Here is a 17793-nt window from a genome sequence, read left to right on the forward strand (position 1 = left end):
GTGTACGGCAGGGGAGAGCATGACCACCGAATTCAACTTTGAGTCCACGGCCGCCGAGGTCGTGGCCGGGATCGACCTGACCGGCCGCCGCGCCGTAGTCACCGGTGGCTCGTCGGGGATCGGTGTGGAGACCGCGCGGGCGCTGGCCGGCGCGGGCGCCGAGGTGACGCTGGCGGTGCGCGACATCGCCGCCGGTCAGCGCACCGCCGCCGACATCGGGGGCAACGTCAAGGTCGCCCCGCTCGACCTCGCGGACCAGGCTTCGGTCGCGGCGTTCGCGGCGAACTGGGACGGTCCGCTGCACATCCTGGTCAACAACGCGGGCATCATGGCGACGCCGGAGTGGCGTACGCCCGAGGGCTGGGAGCTGCAGTTCGCGACCAACCACCTCGGCCACTTCGCGCTCACCAACGGCCTCTACCGCGCGCTGGCGCGGGAGGGCGCGCGCATCGTCTCGGTCAGCTCGGCGGCGCACCTGCGGTCGGACGTGATCTTCGACGACATCCACTTCGAGTCGCGCGCGTACGACCCCGGCCTCGCGTACGGCCAGAGCAAGACGGCCAACGTTCTGTTCGCGGTCGAGGCGACCAGGCGCTGGGCGGCCGACGGCATCTTCGCCAACTCGCTGATGCCGGGCGCGATCTCGACGAACCTCCAGCGGCACATGGATCCCGAGGTGCTGCAGCGCATCATCGCCGAGCGTGGCTCGAGCTTCCGCTGGAAGACGGTCGAGCAGGGCGCGGCCACGTCGGTGCTGGTCGCCACCTCGCCGCAGCTGGAGGGCGTGGGCGGCAAGTACTTCGAGGACTGCGCTGTCGCGGCGCCGAACCAGCCGGGCGAGTTCCGCGGCGTCGCCGCCTACGCGCTCGACCCGGAGTCGGCCGCCCGCCTGTGGAAGGTCTCCGAGGAGACCCTCGCCGGTTAGGCGCCCACGCCCACCACGTCGGCGATCCGGCGGACTCCGTCGCGCTCCAGCAGCGCGGCGAGTCCGTCGTGCACCGACCGGACCACACCCGGTCCGCGGTAGACCAGCGACGTGAACAGCTGCACCAGGGACGCGCCGAGCCGGAACTTGCGGTAGGCGTCCGCCGCGGTGAACACGCCGCCGGAGCCGATGATCGTGAACCGAGACCGGTCCATCCGCTGGTACAGCAGGCGAATCGTCTCGTCGGCCCGCTTCGCGGCGGGCCGCCCGGACACCGCGCCGGGCAGGTCGGAGACGACGCCCTCCGGCTTGCCCGCCGGCAGGTTGATCGAGAATCCCGAGACGTGCCCGAAGCCGTCGACCGCCTCCAGGAACGCGTCGAGCTCCGGTGTCCCGGCGAACGGCGCCACCTTGAGGAACAACGGCTTCGCAACCGTGAGACCCTCTAACAGGAGTTTCAGCCTGCGCGGCTCGTGGAAGAACCCGCGGCCGTCGCTCGTGTTGGGGCAGCTCAGGTTCAGCACCAGGTAGTCGGCGTGGTCGTGCAGCGTGCGCACCGACCGGACGTAGTCGGCGATGATCACGTCCTCCGGCTCCTCGGTACGCCGGTTGGTGTTGACGACGTTCACGCCGACCGGAACGCGGGTCCGGCGCGCCGCGAGGCGCTCGGCGACCCGGTCCGCGCCGTCATTGGGCAGCCCGTAGTACACGATGATCGCGTCCTGGGCGGGCAGCCGGAACAGCCGCGGCCGCGGGTTGCCGTCCGAGTGGTCCGCCGAGATCGACCCGACCTCGACGTGCCCGAAACCCAGGGCGGCCAACAGGTCCACCGCCCGCGCGTTCTTGTCGTAACCGGCCGCAAGACCGATCGGTGAACGCATGCGCAACCCGGCGACGTCGACCGCGAGCCGTTCGTCCGCGGGTCTGAACACGCGATCGAGCAACGGCGCGAGAAACCCCGCCCGCTGCGCGAACCGGATCGAGCGGTCGTGGATCCATTCGGGGTCCGCCCGGAACAGCGCCGGGCGGACGATCCGTTCGTAGCTGCTCACCACATCACATGGTAAGCGCTTTCCGTCAGGGGCACGGCGCGGTGAACGGGCCGAGCGGCCGGGTCGCCGTGGTGAACGCGCAGCCGTAGGCCGGTGCGGCCACGGCGGTGCGGTCCAGCACCGTGTCACCCGCGGGCCGGACGCCCTGCTCGACCCACCGCACGAGATCGGTGAACCCCGTGGTGAACTCGGCGGCGGTGAAGTCGCAGTGCCCGACCCCGCGGATCGCCCGCTGCACCAGCAGGCCGGACCGGCCCTGCGCGGCGACGCGCTGGGCGTAGATCTGCTCCATCGAGAACGGCACGAACAGGTCGCCGAGGTCGTGCATGGTGAGCACGGGAACGGTGATGCGGCCGTCGAGCACCGGCACGTTGGCCATCCCGCGGTCGACCCGGCCCTGCGGGTCCTGCGCCACCCTCAGCACGGTGTCGTTGAGCGCCTGCTCGTCGGCGCTGAGCGCGGGATCGGTGTCGAACTGGTAGACGGCGTCGGTGTTGTCGACCACGATGCCCGGCGAGCGCGGCATCGTTCCGTCGCCCTGCGCGGGCAGCCCGAGCAGGAACGACGCCCAGCTGACCCAGGCGGCGTCGTACATCGGGCGGATGCCGCCGGACCGCAGCTCCGTCATCGCCTTCAGGTGTTCACCCGCGGTGGTGAGGCCGTTCGGCCAGGCCGCGGCGAGCGTGGACGTGATCGTCGGAACCGTGCTGGACGACCACGCCGGCTCCTGGACCGGGAACTGTTCGTCGAGTCCCGCGAGGTTCTGCGCGACCAGCGTGTAGTCCAGGAAGAAGTCGAACAGCTCGTGGTCGCCGAGCACACCGCACACCGGCATCGCGCCGTCGTAGGCCCGCGGGTACTGCTCGATCGACGCGGCCGTGATGTGGCCGCCCATCGAGGCACCGACGAGGTAGGTCTTCGACGGGTGCGCCACGAGGCCGTCGAACAGCTGCGCCAGCGCGTGCGTGTCCTTGACGCCCTGTGCGACGTCGTACCCGTTGCTGGCGTAGCTCGACGCCGCCCAGGCGTAGCCGTGCGTCACCAGCCACGGCCGCAGCGGGCCGTTGTCGACGGTGAGCTCGAGTCCCTCGCCGCGATATCCGTGTGCCCACAGCACGAGGCGCCCGTTCCAGTCGCGCGGCACCTCGACCCGGTAGCCCGCGCCGCCGTGCACACCCCAGTACCGCGCGGTGTCCGTGCCGGGCAGCGCCGCGAACGGCAGCTTGCTCTCGTCCACGAACCACGCCGGTGGCGACTCGGCCACAGCGGATCCCACGGTGAACGGCAACACCAGCAGCAGGGCTATGACAGCGTGCACCAGTCGACGCATGACACTCACCTCTTCGCCCGACCCGCCGTTCATGCAACTCCTCCACGGAGATCGACACAACGGTTCGTCAGTCCACGTGCGCGCCGCAGGTGATGTTGATCGACGTACCGGTGAGCGTGCGACCGAGGTCGGACGCCGCGAAGACGGCCACGTTGCCGACGTCCTCCAGGGTCGCGGCGCGGCCGGTCAATGTCGGGTCGACGAGCATGCGCTCGATCTCGTCGCGACCGGGCATGCCGGCGGGCAGCGTCTCGGGCACGCCGCCGGTGCGCAGGCTGACCACCCGGATCCCGTGCGGCCCGAGCTCGGTGGCGAGCTGGCGGCGCATGGACTCCACGGCTTCCAGCGCGGTGAGGAACCCGCCGATCCGGTAGTCGCGCAGCCCGCTCCAGTCGCCGCTGCCGCCGAACATCAGGATCACGCCGCCGCGTTGCTTGATCATGTGTCGCGCGGCGGCCCGTGCGGTGAGGAACTTCGACGTCACCGCGGTGACGACCGGGCGCAGGTAGTCCTCCAGCGACATCTCGACCATCGGGGTGCCCTGCACGTCCTGGTCGTTGATGACGCTGAGCGAGATGTGGATGCCACCCTGCGCGGCCACGGCGTCGGCGTGCGCGTCGACCGCCCGCTCGTCCAGCGCGTCCACGACGGCCGTCTCCGCCATACCGCCCGCGTCGCGGATCGGGCCGGCGACCCGGTCCAGCGTCTCCCGCGTGCGCCCGGCGAGGAACACCTTCGCCCCGGCGTGTGCGAACGCCCGCGCGATCGCGCCGCCGATCTGGCCGCCGCCGCCGTAGATGATCGCGTTCTTGCCGCTGAGCTGCACGACCGCCTCCTTCGCGGGATTGCGACATCGTCGCCGGTTCGCAGCACGCTAACCCCGTTCCGGCCGTAGGGTGCGGTGGTGGTGACCGTCGAGGACATCCGGAGCGTGGCGAAGTCGTTGCCGCGCACTACGGAGCACCTGATCCGCGACCGCGTGAAGTTCCGCGTCGGCCAGATCGTCTACGTGGCGCTGTCGCGCGACGAGACGATCATGGGCTTCGGGTTCCCCAAGGAGCAGCGCGCCGCGCTCGTCGAGAGCGAGCCGGACAAGTTCGAGATGCCGAGCAAGTCCGACGAGCGGTTCCACTGGGTGCACGCGCGGCTCGAGGCGCTGGACCACACCGAGATGGAGGAGCTCGTCGTGGCCGCCTGGATGATGTGCGTGCCGAAGAAGGTCATCCGCGAGTACCTGGAAAAGCGCTGATGCACACCGTGATCCCCAGCCCGGTCGGTGACCTGACGCTCGTCGCGCGCGACGGCGGGCTCGCCGGGTTGTACATGGTCGAGCAACGGCACCGTCCCGATGACGAGACCTTCGGCCCTCGCGGTGACGATCCGGTGTTCGACGCCGTGACGACCCAGCTGGGCGAGTACTTCACGGGCGCGCGCCGGGAGTTCGACCTGCCGCTGGCGTTGCGCGGCACGGCGTTCCAGCAGACCGTGTGGAAGGCGCTGCTCGGCATCCCGTTCGGCGAGACCATGTCCTACGGCGAGCTGGCCGCCCTGATCGGCAGGCCGTCGGCGGCCCGCGCGGTCGGCCTGGCCAACGGCAAGAACCCGATCGGCATCATCGTCCCGTGTCACCGGCTCATCGGGTCGAACGGCGGTCTCGTCGATTACGGCGGTGGCATCGAAACGAAGCGATGGCTGCTCTCACACGAACAAATTGATTGACGTCATCGCGTGTTGTGCGCAATGATAAACGCCAACGGCAATCGAAAGGCCCAGCCATGACGAGCATGCGGATCTGCGTGACGCGACGAGGTGTCGCGTTCACTCACGCGTGCTTGCCGCTGGCCAGCACGGGCTCCCCACCGTGACGTCCTGAGGTCGTCGCGCCAGGGAGCCGCCCGTCGGGATACCGACCAGGGCGGCTTCCTTTATTTCGCGTGCATTGTTTTATTGGTCGATGCGGCTGACTGGTGAGGCCGCCGCACTATTAATGCGGAGGACCGGGTTCAAGTCCCGGATCGACTGCGAAGGAAAGACGCAATGGTCCTGCTGATGCCGCGCCCGCTGCTGCCGCTGTACCAGGCCGCGCGAGCGCGGGGCATGGCCGTCGTCTCCACACCGCCCGAGGGTGGCCGGGTGCACTACTACGGCGGTCCGCGCTACGCCGACCGCCTCGCCCTCGACCTGGCACTGCTGGAGCCGCCGGACGCGTGGCTGCCGTCGTTGCCGTGGGAGCTGACGCGGCGCCGGATCGAGGCGATGACGCTCGGCGAAGCGCGGTCGCTGGAGGGGCCGGTGTTCGTGAAACCGCCGAGCGACAAGGGGTTCCCGGCGCGCGTGTACCGCGGCGACCTGCCCGGTCTGCCGCACGACACGGCCGTGCTCGTGAGCGAGGTCGTCGAGTTCGCGGTCGAGTACCGGTTGCACGTGCTCGACGGCGAGCTGCATACCGGGTCGCGTTACGCGACGTGGGGCCTGCTCGACCCGGCGCCGCTGGGTGCCGAGGCCGGGCGGCTGCGGGAGTTCGTGCGGGCGTTGCCGTCGTTGCCGAGCGCGGTGGTGGTGGACGTCGGACTGATCGGTCCGCCGGATGATCCGCGCGCGGATCTCGTCGTCGTGGAGGCCAACATGGCGTGGTTCTCCCAGCCATACCTGGGTGATCCCGGCCGGGTGCTCGACGTGGTGCTGCGTGCCGCCGGGCCGCGGGACGAGGTGTCCGCCGGAGACCGGCGGTTCGTGCGTCAGTGCCGGTGTGCGAGCTGACTGAACCGGGCCGCCACCTTGGCGGGGGAGGGCATCGCGGAGATCTCCGCGCTGACCTCCTTCGCCGCCCGCGCCAGCCCGTTGTCGGTGACGAGCCGGCCCAGCAGTTCGGACGTGACCTCCGAGGCCCGCGCGGTCAGCCCGGCACCGCGGGCGGTGACAAGGCGTGCGTGCCGCGTGCGGTCACCGACACCGGGTTCGACGAGTTGCGGGACACCGGCGGTGAGTGCGGCGAGCAACGTGCCGGCGCCGCCGTGGTGCACGACCGCGGCACACCGCGGGAGCACACGCGGCAACGACACCCAGTCGACCCCGCGGACGTTGCCCGGCAACGAACCCGAGGGGCGGATGACGACGAACTCGGCGTCGACCTGGGGTGCCACCTTGAGCACGGCCTCCATCATGCGACCGCCGCCCGGTCCCGCGACCGTGCTGCGGGACACCAGGATCCGCGGCCGCTCCGGACGTTCGCGCAGCCAGTCCGGCGTGGTCCCGTCGCCGGCGTAGGGCACGAACCGCATCGGCCAGCCGCCGCTGAACTCGACGACGCTCGGCGGCGCCGTGCGGAGCACGGTGGCGGGCTCCGGGAAGGCGGTGCGGGGACGCATCCTGGTCAGGACGGCGGCCGTCAGCGTGGCGCCGTCGAACAACGAGATGTCGTGCACGACCGCGGGAATCCCGTGATGGGCGGCGACGACCGTGCCGGCTCCGGCGAGCGCGTCGTGCACGACGACGTCCGGCAGCCAGCGTTCGGCGAGCGCGAAGACGCCGGGCAGCATGTGTTTGCCGATGGCCGCGAACAGGTGCGACACGAACCGCAGGTCGCCTTCGCCGCGGAGTTCCGAACGCGCGGCCAGCGGATGGGCGAGCGAGGTGCGCAGCGCGAGGCGTCCCATGTGGACGGCCGGGACGACGTCCTCCACGGCGAGCCCGGACTCGCGGACCTTCAGGGCTTCGCCACCGGTCGCGAGCAGCACGTCGTGGCCGGCGCGACGCAGCGCCTGTGCCAGTGGTACCAACGGAAACACGTGCCCCAGCAGTGGAGCCGCAACGACCAGCACCCGCATGCCACCCACCCCCGGTGACCAGGCTAGCCGGGTTACTCGGCGAAGAGCCCCCGCAAGGCGCTGTCGATGTCGAGGAAATCGCCCTCGCGGCCGGGTGCGACCACGTCGTACGAGCTGTTCAGAAACGCCTGCAGACTACCGACCGGCACGTGGAAGACGGCGTGCTCGTCGTCGGAGTACAGCTCGAGGATCGCGGCGCGCGCGGTGAACGGCCGCAGCCGCACGTCACCCTCGCCGGTCGCGGCCACCAGACCGTCGGCGAGCAGGTCGCGGCTCACCAGCCACACCGTGGCCTGGTCGGCCATGCGGAACGTCATCGAGACGGCGTGGGGTTCGTCGGCGCGGTAGCCGAGCTCGACCGGGACCGGCGCCGGGCGCCCGTCCGGTCCGATGAACTCGAAGACGGTTTCGATGCCGACCCGCGTCGTGTTCGCCATGCGCCGCTCTCCGTCCGATCCCGTCGACATACTTCATCAGACGCACGGATGGTGGCCCAGATACGTTCAATCGATTTTCACGGACTGGGCGAAGTGGAAGACGTTTCTCGGGTCGTACCGCCGCTTCAGGGCCTTCAACCGATCAAGGTTCGCGCCGTAATAGCTGGTCAGCGGGTCGGGCAGGTTGGGGTCGGGAAAATTGGCGTAGCAGCGGCCGGTCCCGTGCGGGTGCAGTGTGCTCCAGCTCATGTCCAGCCACGCCAGCGCCTCGTGCCCGCGCCGGGCCGCGCCGACCGGTCCGACGAGCACCGTGTGCTTGACCAAGAACTTCGGCGTGCGGTGGGCGAAGGCGGCCTCTGCTGCCTTGTGCGCGTACGCGCCGCCCCACGGCGTGAACGCCACCTCGCGCAGTTCGCCGTGAACCCGTCCGGTGACGAACGTTCGCAGGAGATCATCGATGGCGGTCGGCGGTATCTCTTCGTCGAAGAACTCGGTGCGGGCGGTGCACATGCCGGGCCGGTCGGTCGTGAGCGGGATGGCGACCGGGTCCAGCGCGGCCGCGTCCGCCGGGGTCGGGTGTCTGAGCGCGGCGTCCACCGCGTTGAGGTGCACGATTTGTTTTGTCGCCGGTTCTACGCCGATGCGGTCGAGCGCCCGTTCGTCGGGAACCGTGCCGATCAGGGTGATTTGGGGTTCCTCGTCGAGGTAGTCCGAGCCCCACAGGATCAGCTCGAGCGACACGTCGTCCGGCGCGTCCCACGGCCACTGCTGGATCAACGTCTTCGCGTGCCGCCATGGCCAGGTGAGGCGGACGTGCGTGCGCGGCGTCGATGGCACGGTCTCGAACACCGCTTTGGTGACGACGCCGAAGTTCCCGCCGCCCGCGCCGCGCAACGCCCACAGCAGGTCCGGCTCGTCGTCGGTGGACACGATGATGCCGTCCGCCAGCACGACCTCGGCTTCGACCAGGTGGTCGCACGTCAGCCCATGCCTGCGGCCGTGACTACCGAACCCGCCGCCGAGCGCCACGCCGACCAGCCCGACGGAGGGGCACGACCCGGCGGGCACCAGCCGTTCTCTTGGCGCGAGCACTCTTGCCAGCTCACCCGTGCGCACGCCGGCGCCGATCGTGACGCGCGTGCCGTTGGTGCTGATTTCTGTCGCGGGCGACATGTCGATCACCAGGTCCCGGCTGCTGGAGTAGCCGGCGTTGCTGTGCCCGCCGCCGCGGATCGCGAACTCCCAGTCGTTGGCCTGTGCGATCTTCAGCGCTTCCGCCACGTCTTCCGCCGTGCGGCAGCGTGCGACGGTCTTCGGCAACACTTCTTCGGGGCGGCCGATGAACTGGTTGCGGGGCAACGTCGGCTCAAGCATCGGCGTACATCCGTGCCTGCAGGTCGTGCAGCTCGGCGTACCGCCCGCGTCTTTGGACGAGCTCGTCGTGCGTGCCCTGCTCGGCGAGCTCGCCCTCGTGCAACAGGTAGATGCGGTCGGCGTGCCGCACGCTGGCGAGCCGGTGCGTGATGAGCACGACGGTCCGTTCCTCGGCGAGCGTCCGCAACGACTCGTAGACGGCGAACTCGGCCTTGGCGTCCAGCGGCGCGGTCGGTTCGTCCCAGATCAGCAGCGGGGCGTCGCGGAACAATCCGCGAGCGACGGCGAGCCGCTGCCACTGCCCGCCTGATAGCTCCAGGCCGCCGCGGAACTGCTTGGACAACAACGTCTCCCAGTGCTTCGGCAGTCTGTTGACGACGTCGTCCGCTCCCGACTGCATTGCTGCTGTGGTCAGGGCCAGGTCTCCGGGATCTCGTCGGTCGTGCCTGCCGACGCGGACGTTGGCGCGAGCCGTGTGCGGCCAGCGGATCGGGTCCTGCAGCACCATCATCACTTTGTCCGCGACGCTCGCCCGATTCAGGTCGCGCAGGTCGTGGCCGTCCCACCGCACGTGGCCTTGCGTGGGGGAGTAGAGGCCGGCGATCAGTTTGGCGAGGGTGGTCTTGCCGGATCCGTTCTCGCCTACCAGGGCGATCGTCTGGCCGGGCTCGATGGCCAGGGACACGTCGCGCAGGGCCGGGGTGCCGCTCTCCGGGTACGTGAAGGTGACGCGCTCCAAGCACACCCGCCGCGAATCCACGGCTCCGCGGGCGCTGCCGTTGGCGCTGGCACGTGCGCTCACGCGAGCGTCCCCGCCGCCAGGGGGACCCCCGTTTTCAACTCTGCCAGATGGGTCTGACAATTCCGGGCCCGCGGACCCGTCAACGGCCCGCTCACCCCCCGAACGTGCCGCCTCCAGGAACGTCAAGTAGTCCCCGACATACATGCCCTGCTCCACCAACTGATTGGCGGCCAGCACGAACCGGTTGAGCGCCGTAGTAGTAGCCCGGATAGCGATCACCGCGGTCCCGGCCACCGCCAGCGCCACCCACCCGCCGTGCACCATCAACCCGAGCACCAGATAGGTCACCGCCAACCCGGCCCCGGCCATAGCCCGCCCGGCCCCACGCACCCGCGCCTGAGCGACACCACGCCGAATGTCCTCGTCCCGCAACGGATCCGCGACATCCCGGTACTCCGCCAGCACGAACGGCTCCGCCTGACAAGCCCGGATCTCCGCGGCGGGCTCCCGTTCAGTAGCCAGCGAGGACACCATCTGCACCCGCCGATCGAGAGTCACGGCCCGCGCCGCGGAAACATAAGCCAGCTGAGCCGACCGCTGCACGGCCCACCCGTCGGGCAGCACAGCCAGCAGCAGCACGGGCAACAGCAGCGGATGCAGCACGGTCAGACTGCCCGCCGCGGCGACGATCCCGAGCAGCGACCCGATCAGCTCCACGAGGTTGTCGGCCGACCGTTCCAGGTAGAACAGCCCGCGGTCGCGCGCGCGGTGCATCTTGTCGTAGAACGCGGCGTCGTCGAACGCCGCCAGTTCCACCCCGAGACTCGCGCGGTACAGCCGTTCCTCGGCGACGCGCCGCACGGCAGGGGTGATGCGGGCGTGCGACAGGGCGACCCCGATGTCCATCAGGCCGCGCAGCCCGAATGCCGCGCCGACGACCAGCACCGACGGCAGGGCCGCACCCACGCCGCCGGTCAACAGCGATGTGAGCACGTCCGTCGTGGCGAACAGACCGAACGCCGCGAAGAGCCCGGAGGCGACTTGCAGCACTAAAACCACCAGGGCCGGACGCGGTGCGGCCGCCCAGATCATCGACAGCACCGGCCCGGTCACCCGCGGCAGGTCGCGCACTACGCGGCGCGGTGCGGTCGTCTGTTCCAGCTGCCAGTAGGGGACGTGCAGCTCACGGTCGTCCACCGGGACCCTCCGAACGGGGAATGGGTAGCGCACCGCCGCACGCGAGGTGGGGGTTGCGGCGGCGCGCTACCTGGAAGGCGAGGTCAGGGACCGTCGCCGAGTAACAGGACCGACGGCAGGTCGCAGTCGGGGTGCATACGCAGCAACTGGTACGCCACGCCACCTGAGCCGGACATGAGACTCGGTGAGTAGACCTCGCGCGCCAGCCCGGTGGTGGTGCCGTGTGCCTCCAGGCTGCCGATCACCCGCGCGGACACGGCCTCCCGGTCATGGCCGGCCGCGACGAGCAACTCCCATGTTCCGGAGTCGCCGTGGCACAACGTGTGCGTCCACCCGAAACCGTCCCGCTCAGCGGAAGCGGCTGCCCGCGAGAGCACATCGCGATAGCGATCGGAGTAACCCAGCAGGTCCGCGGCGGCGAGACCGACACCGACTGCGCCGTGACACCACGCCGCGACCAGCGACGAAGGCTCGCGCGGGTCACGCCAGCCGCCGCGCGCGACGTCGTACCAGGTCTCCTCGAACGCGGCCGCCCCGGCAACGAGCCGATCGAACCGGGTCTCGCCGGTGTGCAGGCCCAGCCGTGCGAGCGCCCACGCGATGCCGGTCGCACCATGCGCGAACCCGCCGATTCCCGACGGCCAGTTCGGCACGGCCCAGCACACCTGATCCTTTGCAGGCCGCAACGCCGAAGCCGACAGCTCGCCGCCGATCCGCAACGCGAGCGACGCCCACCCCGCGCAGCCCGTCCGGTCGGCCAGCATCAGCAACGGCACGATCGCGCCCGCCGACCCGACCACGAGATCGGGGCCTTCGCTGGCGTCGATCGCCGCGGGCAGCTGACCCGCGATGAACAACGCGTCCTCGACGCTGTCGTGGCCGAGCCGGTCCAGCGTCAGCCAGCACCACACCTGCGACCCGAGCCCGATGTAACCGCCCGCGGGGTCGGGCCGCCGTTTGGTGTGCGTCGCCTGCTCGGCCCACCATTGCTGCGTCAGCCGCGCCGTGCGCAGACACCCGGCCAGCACTTCGTCGACATCGGGAACGGGATCGGCCCGCCCGGCGGAAACCTCACGCTGATACCCGGCCAGCAGCACGGCGACGCCCAGCGTCCCGCCGTACAGGTCGGGCGTCAGCGGGGTGGTCTGCCACCCGGACCGGTCGAGGATCGGCGCGAACCACGTGGCCGTGCCGTCGTCGCACCGCACCGCCGAATCGACGAGCTCGCGGACCACGCCGGCCGCCAGCTCGCGCCGCCGTTTGTCCAGATTGGACAGATCGACCGGCGGAGCGTCCATCCGGTGCAGGTCCGGCGACGCGCCCTGGTTGAGATAAGCGCTTACGAGGGCGGCGTGGGTGACCCGGCGTTCGAGCGCGAAGTCCGCGGTGCGCCAGTTGTTCAGCGCGGTCTGGATCTGATCGACGCGAGGCCCGCACACCGTGCCCGCGGGCGTGTGCAGCCACCCCTCGGCCGGCGTCGTCGTGAACACCGGGATGTCACCGGTCAGCAGCTCGGCGACCTCGGCGGCGTGCACGGCCGACTCGGCCGGGCCCCTGGTGTTCATCGAATGCCGCGCCAGCAACGCCTGCGCCTTGGCGACCGCGGCGGGCTCGTCGTGCAGGCCGGCCGGGTGCCACAGCATGCGCGCGAGCTCGCTGTAGGCCTCGGAGTCGCGGACGACGACCCTGACCACACACGAAGTGAAGGCCTCTAACAAAGGTGAGAGCTCGTCACGGGCGTCCAGGGCGTTGATCTGAGCGGCCATCTCGTCGAACCCGTCGACCACGCGCCCCCAGTAACGGGAGAGCTGCGGCTGCGGGTTCGGCAGGTTCAACGTCGGCCGCACGCGTTGCGGCACGATCTCGATGCGCGCCTCGTCGGTGCCCGCACCGACGAGTTCCGGCATACCGATCTCGGGCTGCTCATCGGGCAGCCCGCCCATGGCGGACCCGTCGACACCGCGCCAGCCCAGTCCCGCGCCGCGGCCGGGCAGCAGGCCCGTGCGCAACACCGTGCCGTTGAGCTGTTCCGCGACCAGGTCCGTGGCCTTGCCCGCCCCGGTCGGCGGATGCGGCGGCCGGGGCGTGAACACGCTTTCACAGTCCACCACAACGGGAATCGGCCCGTGCGCGATGATGTTCTCCGCGTGCAGGTCGGTGCCGGACACCAGCCGCATCACCGCCAGCCAGTGGCCGAGGTTGCGGTAGAACGACGGCAGCTCGTCGTCGGTGCAATACCGGTGCGGCACGTGCTCGGCCCAGCCATAACCGTTGCGCACCAACGCTTGCGGCACACGGATCGGTGTGTCCAGCGCGGCGAGCAAGTCGGCGAGCCGGGCGTCGACCTCCATCGGCCGCGGCTTGTAGACGACAGTCCGGTCCGCGCAGCGCAGCACGCAGACGGTGTGGCCGCCGCGGTGGCTGTCGCCCGCACCCATCTCGATCCCGAGCAGCTCACCCGCGGGCCGATCCGCGGCGAACCGCCGGGCCAGTGTTTCCACCGCGGCACAACGGTTCTCGACCACGACCTGCAGGCGGTCGACGAGGGTGGGGTAGTGCTGGGTGAGCTCGTGCCAGAACTCGGGCGTGGACGCCATCGCGACGAACTCGTTCCACCGCCCCGCCGAGTCCCCGGCCGTGAGCCGTCCGGTGATGCGCGCGGCGTTGAGCTCCAGCACCAGCACGCGGTTCACCTTGCGCCGCACCGTGTCCAGCAGCGCGGCCTGGGCGGCGTCGAGAAGAACGGACCTCTCCGCCGCGACGAGATCGGCGATCCCGGCCAACCGGCCGGCCAGCCGGTGCAGTGCCGGTCTGATGAGCCAGTCGAGTGTGCGGTCGAGCTCGCCGACCTCGTCAGTTCTCATGCGGCGTCAGCAGCAGTAGACCGGACGCGACGCGGTGCACGCCGAGCAGCGGCTGCCGGGCGGGTTGCACGCGACGATATCGCCCTCGGCGAACTCACCGCTGGCGAACAGCGGGCCGGCCGGCCCCTCCAGGTCGAGACCCGAACGCCACCGGGCCACGATCTCCTCGGCTTCCAGCAAGGTAGCGCTTGTCATGAAAACTCCCCTCTCCTTTGAGTTCAACGGGAACCAGACAGTAAGAACGGTCCGCACACGCGGCCGCATACGACTATTGGCGCGCCTCCCGGCGGACCATCTCGTGCAGCTCGATGGTCGCCCGGCTGGGCGGAACACCCAGCTCGGCGTCGAGGACCGATGAGAGCTTCTGATAGGTCTCCAGCACCTCGCTGCGCCGCCCGGTCGCCCACAGCGCGAGCAAAAGCTGATGCCACAGGCGTTCCCGCAGCGGGTACTTCACGACCAGTCCCTTGAGCAACGGCACGAGGTCGTGGTGATGGCCGAGGGAAAGCCTGGTGTCGATCAGTTCCTCGGTCGTCGTCATCCGCAGGTCCTCCAGCACCACGGCTTCGGCTTCGACGATCGACGGCATCGGCACGCCCTCCAGCACGTCGCCGCGCCACAACGAGAGCGCCGCCGCGAAACAGCCGGCCGCGTCGGCGACCGCGCCCGCCGCGCGGTGCCGTCGCCCGCGCGCCACGAGGTCGGAGAACCGTGAGGCGTCCACGTCGTCCGGGTCGGCGAGCATGAGGTAGCCGTCCGGCGCGGTCTCGATGAGCGGTTTGGGGCCCAGCAGGCGGCGCAGCTCGGTGATGTGCGACCGGACGTTCGCCGCGGCCGACGGCGGCGGGTGCCCGGACCACAGGCCGTCGATGATCCAGTCCAGCGACAGCAACCGGTTGGGACGCAGGGCGAACACGCCCAGCAGCACCCTGGCCATTCGCCGGGCGGGCCGCAGCACCGCGTCCGGTGTCTCGACCACCGGCCGTCCCAGCACCAAGACCGACATCGAACTTCCCCCTACACCCCAGCTCCCCATGGCACACATCTCACCGACCGTCGCCACATCACCACCACACGCTGGAGTTCACAATGAGCTCTATTGCTTCAGTGTTAACTGAAACTCAAGGTTCGCTGTCGCCGCTTCTTGAATCGCCGGGAAGCGCAGAGCAGCCGGTACTAGTTCAGTAAGAATGTCGCCCTCGCGGGGTGAGACTTCCGAGATGTAATGAACAGTTTCGCCGGTGATGTTTGTCTGCATCGCCACGCATGGTGAAAACGCAATCCCCAGGCCGGTGGTAAAGGTGGAACAAGCGGTACCAGTTGAGACGATCTTGTGCCACCCTCGATTCGCAGGAGCTGTGGGGACTTGGGGGTTCGTTATGTGCTTCGCTCATGCCGTTGCCTCGTCGGGCGTCACCCGGCGCAGCGTGCTCGCCGCCGGTCTGGCGTTGCCCGTGCTGTCCGCGGGGACGGCCGTGGCCGCTGAAAAGCCGCCTTTTGTCATCGCCGGGGTGCGGATCTTCGACGGGAAGCGGGTCGTTCCGTGTGGTCACGTGGTCGTCGCCGGGGGCCGGATCGTGGCCGTGCACCACGGCGGCCGGGTGCCGGGTGGCTTCGAGGTGCAGGACTTCTCGGGGTGCACACTGCTGCCGGGGATGATCGACGGGCACGTGCACCACACGGCGCCCGCGCGCACCGACGCGCCGCGGTTCGGCGTGACCACCGAGCTGGACATGGTCAGCGACCCGGCGTGGCACGGCCCTTATCGCGAGCAGCGGGTTTCCTATGCGCCGACGGCGTTGTCGGACCTGTGGACCGCGGGCTGGTGGGCGACCGTGCCGGGCGGTTGGGGTACCGACTCCGGGCTGCCGATCCCGGTGTTCAAGCCGGGTGACGACGCCGCCGCGTTCGTCGCCGCGCGCCGGGTGGAGGGCTCTGATCACCTGAAACTGGCGCTGGAGGACCGCAATCTCGCCAATGGGACGCCGATTCCGGTGTTGTCGGCCGCGCAGACCCGTGCGCTGGTGGCGGCGGCCGCGCGGTCCGGGATGCCCGCGGTCGCGCACGCGACCAGGCAGGAGCTGGCGCGGGTGGCGCTCGAGGCCGGCGTCAACGGTTTGGTGCACCTGTTCACCGACGCGGACGTGGCGCCGGACGTGATCCGGACGGCGTTGCGCGCCAACGCTTTCGTGACGCCGACGCTGACGTTGTGGAGCGCGTTCGACTCGGCGGAGAACCCGGCGTCCGCGGCGGTCGTGCGCGACCCGCGGGTGGCGCCGCTGCTCTCGGCGAAACAACGCGGGTTCCTCGAGACGCCATGGGGTTTCGCGCGGCCCGGTGTGCTGGCTCAGGCGCTGCGCAACGTGCTCGCGCTGCACCGGGCGGGTGTGCCGATCACGACGGGCACGGACGCCGGCATCCCCGGTGTCGCGCACGGCGTGAGCTTGCTGGTTGAGCTGGAACTCCTGGTGCGAGCAGGGCTTTCGCCCGTTGCCGCGCTGCGGGCGGCGACCTCCACGCCGGCGTCGCTGTGGGGCCTGGCCGACCGTGGCCGGATCCGCTCGGGCCTGCGGGCCGACCTGGTCCTCGTCGAGGGCGACCCGACGTCAGATATTTCGGCGATGCGTGGAATCACCCGCGTGTGGCGCAACGGAAGTCTCGTGAACAGGGTTCCATGAGTTACCCGCCATACAGACCCGAGGGGGCCGTCTCGATACTTGTCGCCTATTCTCGTCATGCTTTTTCGTTGCATTTGCGCCGCTGGCCGGGGGAATAATCGTAACACCAATCGAGACGTTGTTTCCGCCTGGGGTATTGGTGTCGTAGCGTCCGAAGAATCAGCTATTGCTTTTCTCTGGACGGGGTCGACATGGAATCAGAGGATTTCCCCATGCGCCGCACCGACCCGTTCGACCTGCCGCCGCAGTACCGGAGGCTGCGCGCCGAACAACCCGTCGCCCGCGTCCGCACCCCGAGCGGCGAGGCGTGGCTGATCACCCGCTACCAGGACGTCCGGGCCGTGCTGACCGACTGCAGGTTCAGCGCGAACCCCTCGACGCCCGGCTTCCCGACGTTCCTCAGCGGCGATGTCACCCCGCCGCCGGGGTTCTTCCTGCAGGCCGACGAGGCGAACCACGCGCGGATGCGCCGTGCGGTCAGCCGCGAGTTCCTCCTCGGTCATATGGAGGCGCTCAGGCCGCTGATGCGCGCGATCGTCGACCAGCAGCTGGACGACCTGCTCGCCGGTCCGGTACCCGCGGACTTCATCGACAAGGTCGCCCGCCCGGTGTCGTCGGTGGTGATCTGCGAACTGCTCGGTGTCCCGCACAGTGACTACCCGTTCTTCGAAAGCCGGATCCAGACGACGCTGATGCGCGCCGGCACCACCGAGGAGGAGATCGGCGCCGCGGCGGTGGAACTGCAGGCGTACATCGGCAAGCTCGTGCACGACGCGATCAAGGAACCGGGCGGCGACCTCCTCGGCCGGCTCGTGCTCGCCGGCGATGTCACCGAAGAGGAGATGGTCGGCGTCGTCGCACTGCTGCTGTTGGCGGGCTACGACACGGTCACCCAGACCACCGGCATCGGGCTGCTCACGTTGCTGCGCAACCCGGACCAGCTGGCCGCGCTGCGCGCCGACCCGTCGTTGTACCCCAACGCGGTCGACGAGATCCTGCGCTACTGCACCGCCAACCACCTCGGCCTGCCGAGGGCGGCGCGGTGTGACGTCGAGGTCGGCGGGATCGAGATCAAGGCGGGTGAGGGCGTGATCGTGCTGATCGACTCCGCCAACCGCGACGAGGCCGCGTTCACCGATCCCGATGTGTTCGACGTCCGGCGCGTCCGCGCCCCGCACATGACGTTCGGCTTCGGCTTCCACAAGTGCATCGGGCTCATGATGGCCCGCATCGAGCTGGAGACCATGTTGCGCGTCGTGCTCACCCGGCTGCCCGGACTGCGGCTCGCCGCCGAGATCGACGAGCTGGTGTTCCGGCAGGACAACCTGCTGTACGGCGTCGAGCAGCTCCCTATCGCCTGGTAGCAA

At 70.0% G+C, this 17793-nt stretch carries 17 protein-coding genes and 1 tRNA gene; 7 read left to right on the top strand and 11 right to left on the bottom strand.

The annotated features are described in order from the left end of the window. Positions 1-19: 19 nt before the first annotated feature. Complete coding sequence (locus tag QSK35_RS29530; RefSeq protein ID WP_285750815.1) at positions 20-925, top strand: SDR family NAD(P)-dependent oxidoreductase; 906 nt, start codon at positions 20-22, stop codon at positions 923-925. Here QSK35_RS29530 and QSK35_RS29535 read toward each other — a convergent pair. The 3 genes from QSK35_RS29535 to QSK35_RS29545 form a co-directional block, all read right to left on the bottom strand. Continuing rightward, the gene (locus QSK35_RS29535; RefSeq protein WP_285750816.1) at positions 922-1977 is read right to left on the bottom strand and encodes a quinone-dependent dihydroorotate dehydrogenase; all 1056 of its coding nucleotides are present in this window, start codon (positions 1975-1977) and stop codon (positions 922-924) included. The two genes, QSK35_RS29530 and QSK35_RS29535, sit on opposite strands and share 4 nt — an antisense overlap. Before the next feature lie 25 nt (positions 1978-2002). After that, positions 2003-3307 (bottom strand): hypothetical protein, encoded by a 1305-nt coding sequence (locus QSK35_RS29540; protein WP_285750817.1) that lies wholly within the window; start codon positions 3305-3307, stop codon positions 2003-2005. Between the two features lie 67 nt (positions 3308-3374). Further along, entirely contained in the window at positions 3375-4133 is a 759-nt protein-coding gene (locus tag QSK35_RS29545) for an SDR family NAD(P)-dependent oxidoreductase (protein WP_285750818.1), read from the bottom strand. Positions 4134-4211: 78 nt separating this feature from the next. Between QSK35_RS29545 and QSK35_RS29550 the strand changes: the two genes are divergently transcribed. The 4 genes from QSK35_RS29550 to QSK35_RS29565 all read left to right on the top strand — a co-directional run bounded on the left by QSK35_RS29550 (position 4212) and on the right by QSK35_RS29565 (position 6067). Next, on the top strand, positions 4212-4556 hold the full coding sequence (locus QSK35_RS29550; protein ID WP_285750819.1) for an MmcQ/YjbR family DNA-binding protein: 345 nt from the start codon (positions 4212-4214) through the stop codon (positions 4554-4556). Then, positions 4556-5026, top strand: a complete 471-nt coding sequence (locus tag QSK35_RS29555; protein WP_285750820.1) for a methylated-DNA--[protein]-cysteine S-methyltransferase — start codon at positions 4556-4558, stop codon at positions 5024-5026. Before QSK35_RS29550 ends, QSK35_RS29555 begins: the two co-directional genes overlap by 1 nt. Positions 5027-5256: 230 nt before the next feature. Beyond that, positions 5257-5329: transfer RNA gene (locus QSK35_RS29560), tRNA-Asn, on the top strand. A gap of 15 nt (positions 5330-5344) precedes the next feature. After that, positions 5345-6067, top strand: coding sequence for an ATP-grasp domain-containing protein (locus QSK35_RS29565; protein WP_285750821.1), 723 nt, complete (start codon positions 5345-5347; stop codon positions 6065-6067). On the opposite strand, the gene QSK35_RS29570 is transcribed toward QSK35_RS29565, so the two are convergent. The 8 genes from QSK35_RS29570 to QSK35_RS29605 form a co-directional block, all read right to left on the bottom strand. Beyond that, positions 6046-7134 (bottom strand): nucleotide disphospho-sugar-binding domain-containing protein, encoded by a 1089-nt coding sequence (locus QSK35_RS29570; protein WP_285750822.1) that lies wholly within the window; start codon positions 7132-7134, stop codon positions 6046-6048. The two genes, QSK35_RS29565 and QSK35_RS29570, sit on opposite strands and share 22 nt — an antisense overlap. Positions 7135-7166: 32 nt before the next feature. Beyond that, entirely contained in the window at positions 7167-7571 is a 405-nt protein-coding gene (locus QSK35_RS29575; RefSeq protein WP_285750823.1) for an SsgA family sporulation/cell division regulator, read from the bottom strand. Positions 7572-7637: 66 nt separating this feature from the next. Then, positions 7638-8945 carry an FAD-binding oxidoreductase gene (locus QSK35_RS29580; RefSeq protein ID WP_285750824.1) on the bottom strand — a complete coding sequence of 436 codons (1308 nt, stop codon included), beginning with the start codon at positions 8943-8945 and terminating at the stop codon, positions 7638-7640. Beyond that, positions 8938-10884 (bottom strand): ABC transporter ATP-binding protein, encoded by a 1947-nt coding sequence (locus QSK35_RS29585; protein WP_285750825.1) that lies wholly within the window; start codon positions 10882-10884, stop codon positions 8938-8940. The genes QSK35_RS29580 and QSK35_RS29585 overlap by 8 nt, the downstream gene beginning before the upstream one ends. A gap of 83 nt (positions 10885-10967) precedes the next feature. Further along, positions 10968-13748: a type 2 lanthipeptide synthetase LanM family protein gene (locus tag QSK35_RS29590; RefSeq protein ID WP_285750826.1), complete on the bottom strand. Its 2781-nt coding sequence runs from the start codon at positions 13746-13748 to the stop codon at positions 10968-10970. 6 nt (positions 13749-13754) lie between these two features. Beyond that, positions 13755-13943: a DUF6229 family protein gene (locus QSK35_RS29595; RefSeq protein WP_285750827.1), complete on the bottom strand. Its 189-nt coding sequence runs from the start codon at positions 13941-13943 to the stop codon at positions 13755-13757. A gap of 73 nt (positions 13944-14016) precedes the next feature. Then, positions 14017-14754 carry an AfsR/SARP family transcriptional regulator gene (locus QSK35_RS29600; RefSeq protein ID WP_285750828.1) on the bottom strand — a complete coding sequence of 246 codons (738 nt, stop codon included), beginning with the start codon at positions 14752-14754 and terminating at the stop codon, positions 14017-14019. A gap of 90 nt (positions 14755-14844) precedes the next feature. Continuing rightward, positions 14845-15006: a hypothetical protein gene (locus QSK35_RS29605; RefSeq protein ID WP_285750829.1), complete on the bottom strand. Its 162-nt coding sequence runs from the start codon at positions 15004-15006 to the stop codon at positions 14845-14847. Between the two features lie 121 nt (positions 15007-15127). On the opposite strand from QSK35_RS29605, the gene QSK35_RS29610 reads away from it, so the two are divergent. After that, positions 15128-16426, top strand: a complete 1299-nt coding sequence (locus QSK35_RS29610; RefSeq protein ID WP_285750830.1) for an amidohydrolase family protein — start codon at positions 15128-15130, stop codon at positions 16424-16426. Positions 16427-16638: 212 nt separating this feature from the next. Then, on the top strand, positions 16639-17790 hold the full coding sequence (locus tag QSK35_RS29615; protein WP_285750831.1) for a cytochrome P450: 1152 nt from the start codon (positions 16639-16641) through the stop codon (positions 17788-17790). Positions 17791-17793: the final 3 nt, after the last annotated feature.

The organism is Lentzea sp. NBRC 105346 (genome assembly GCF_030269605.1).
Taxonomy (GTDB): domain Bacteria; phylum Actinomycetota; class Actinomycetes; order Mycobacteriales; family Pseudonocardiaceae; genus Lentzea.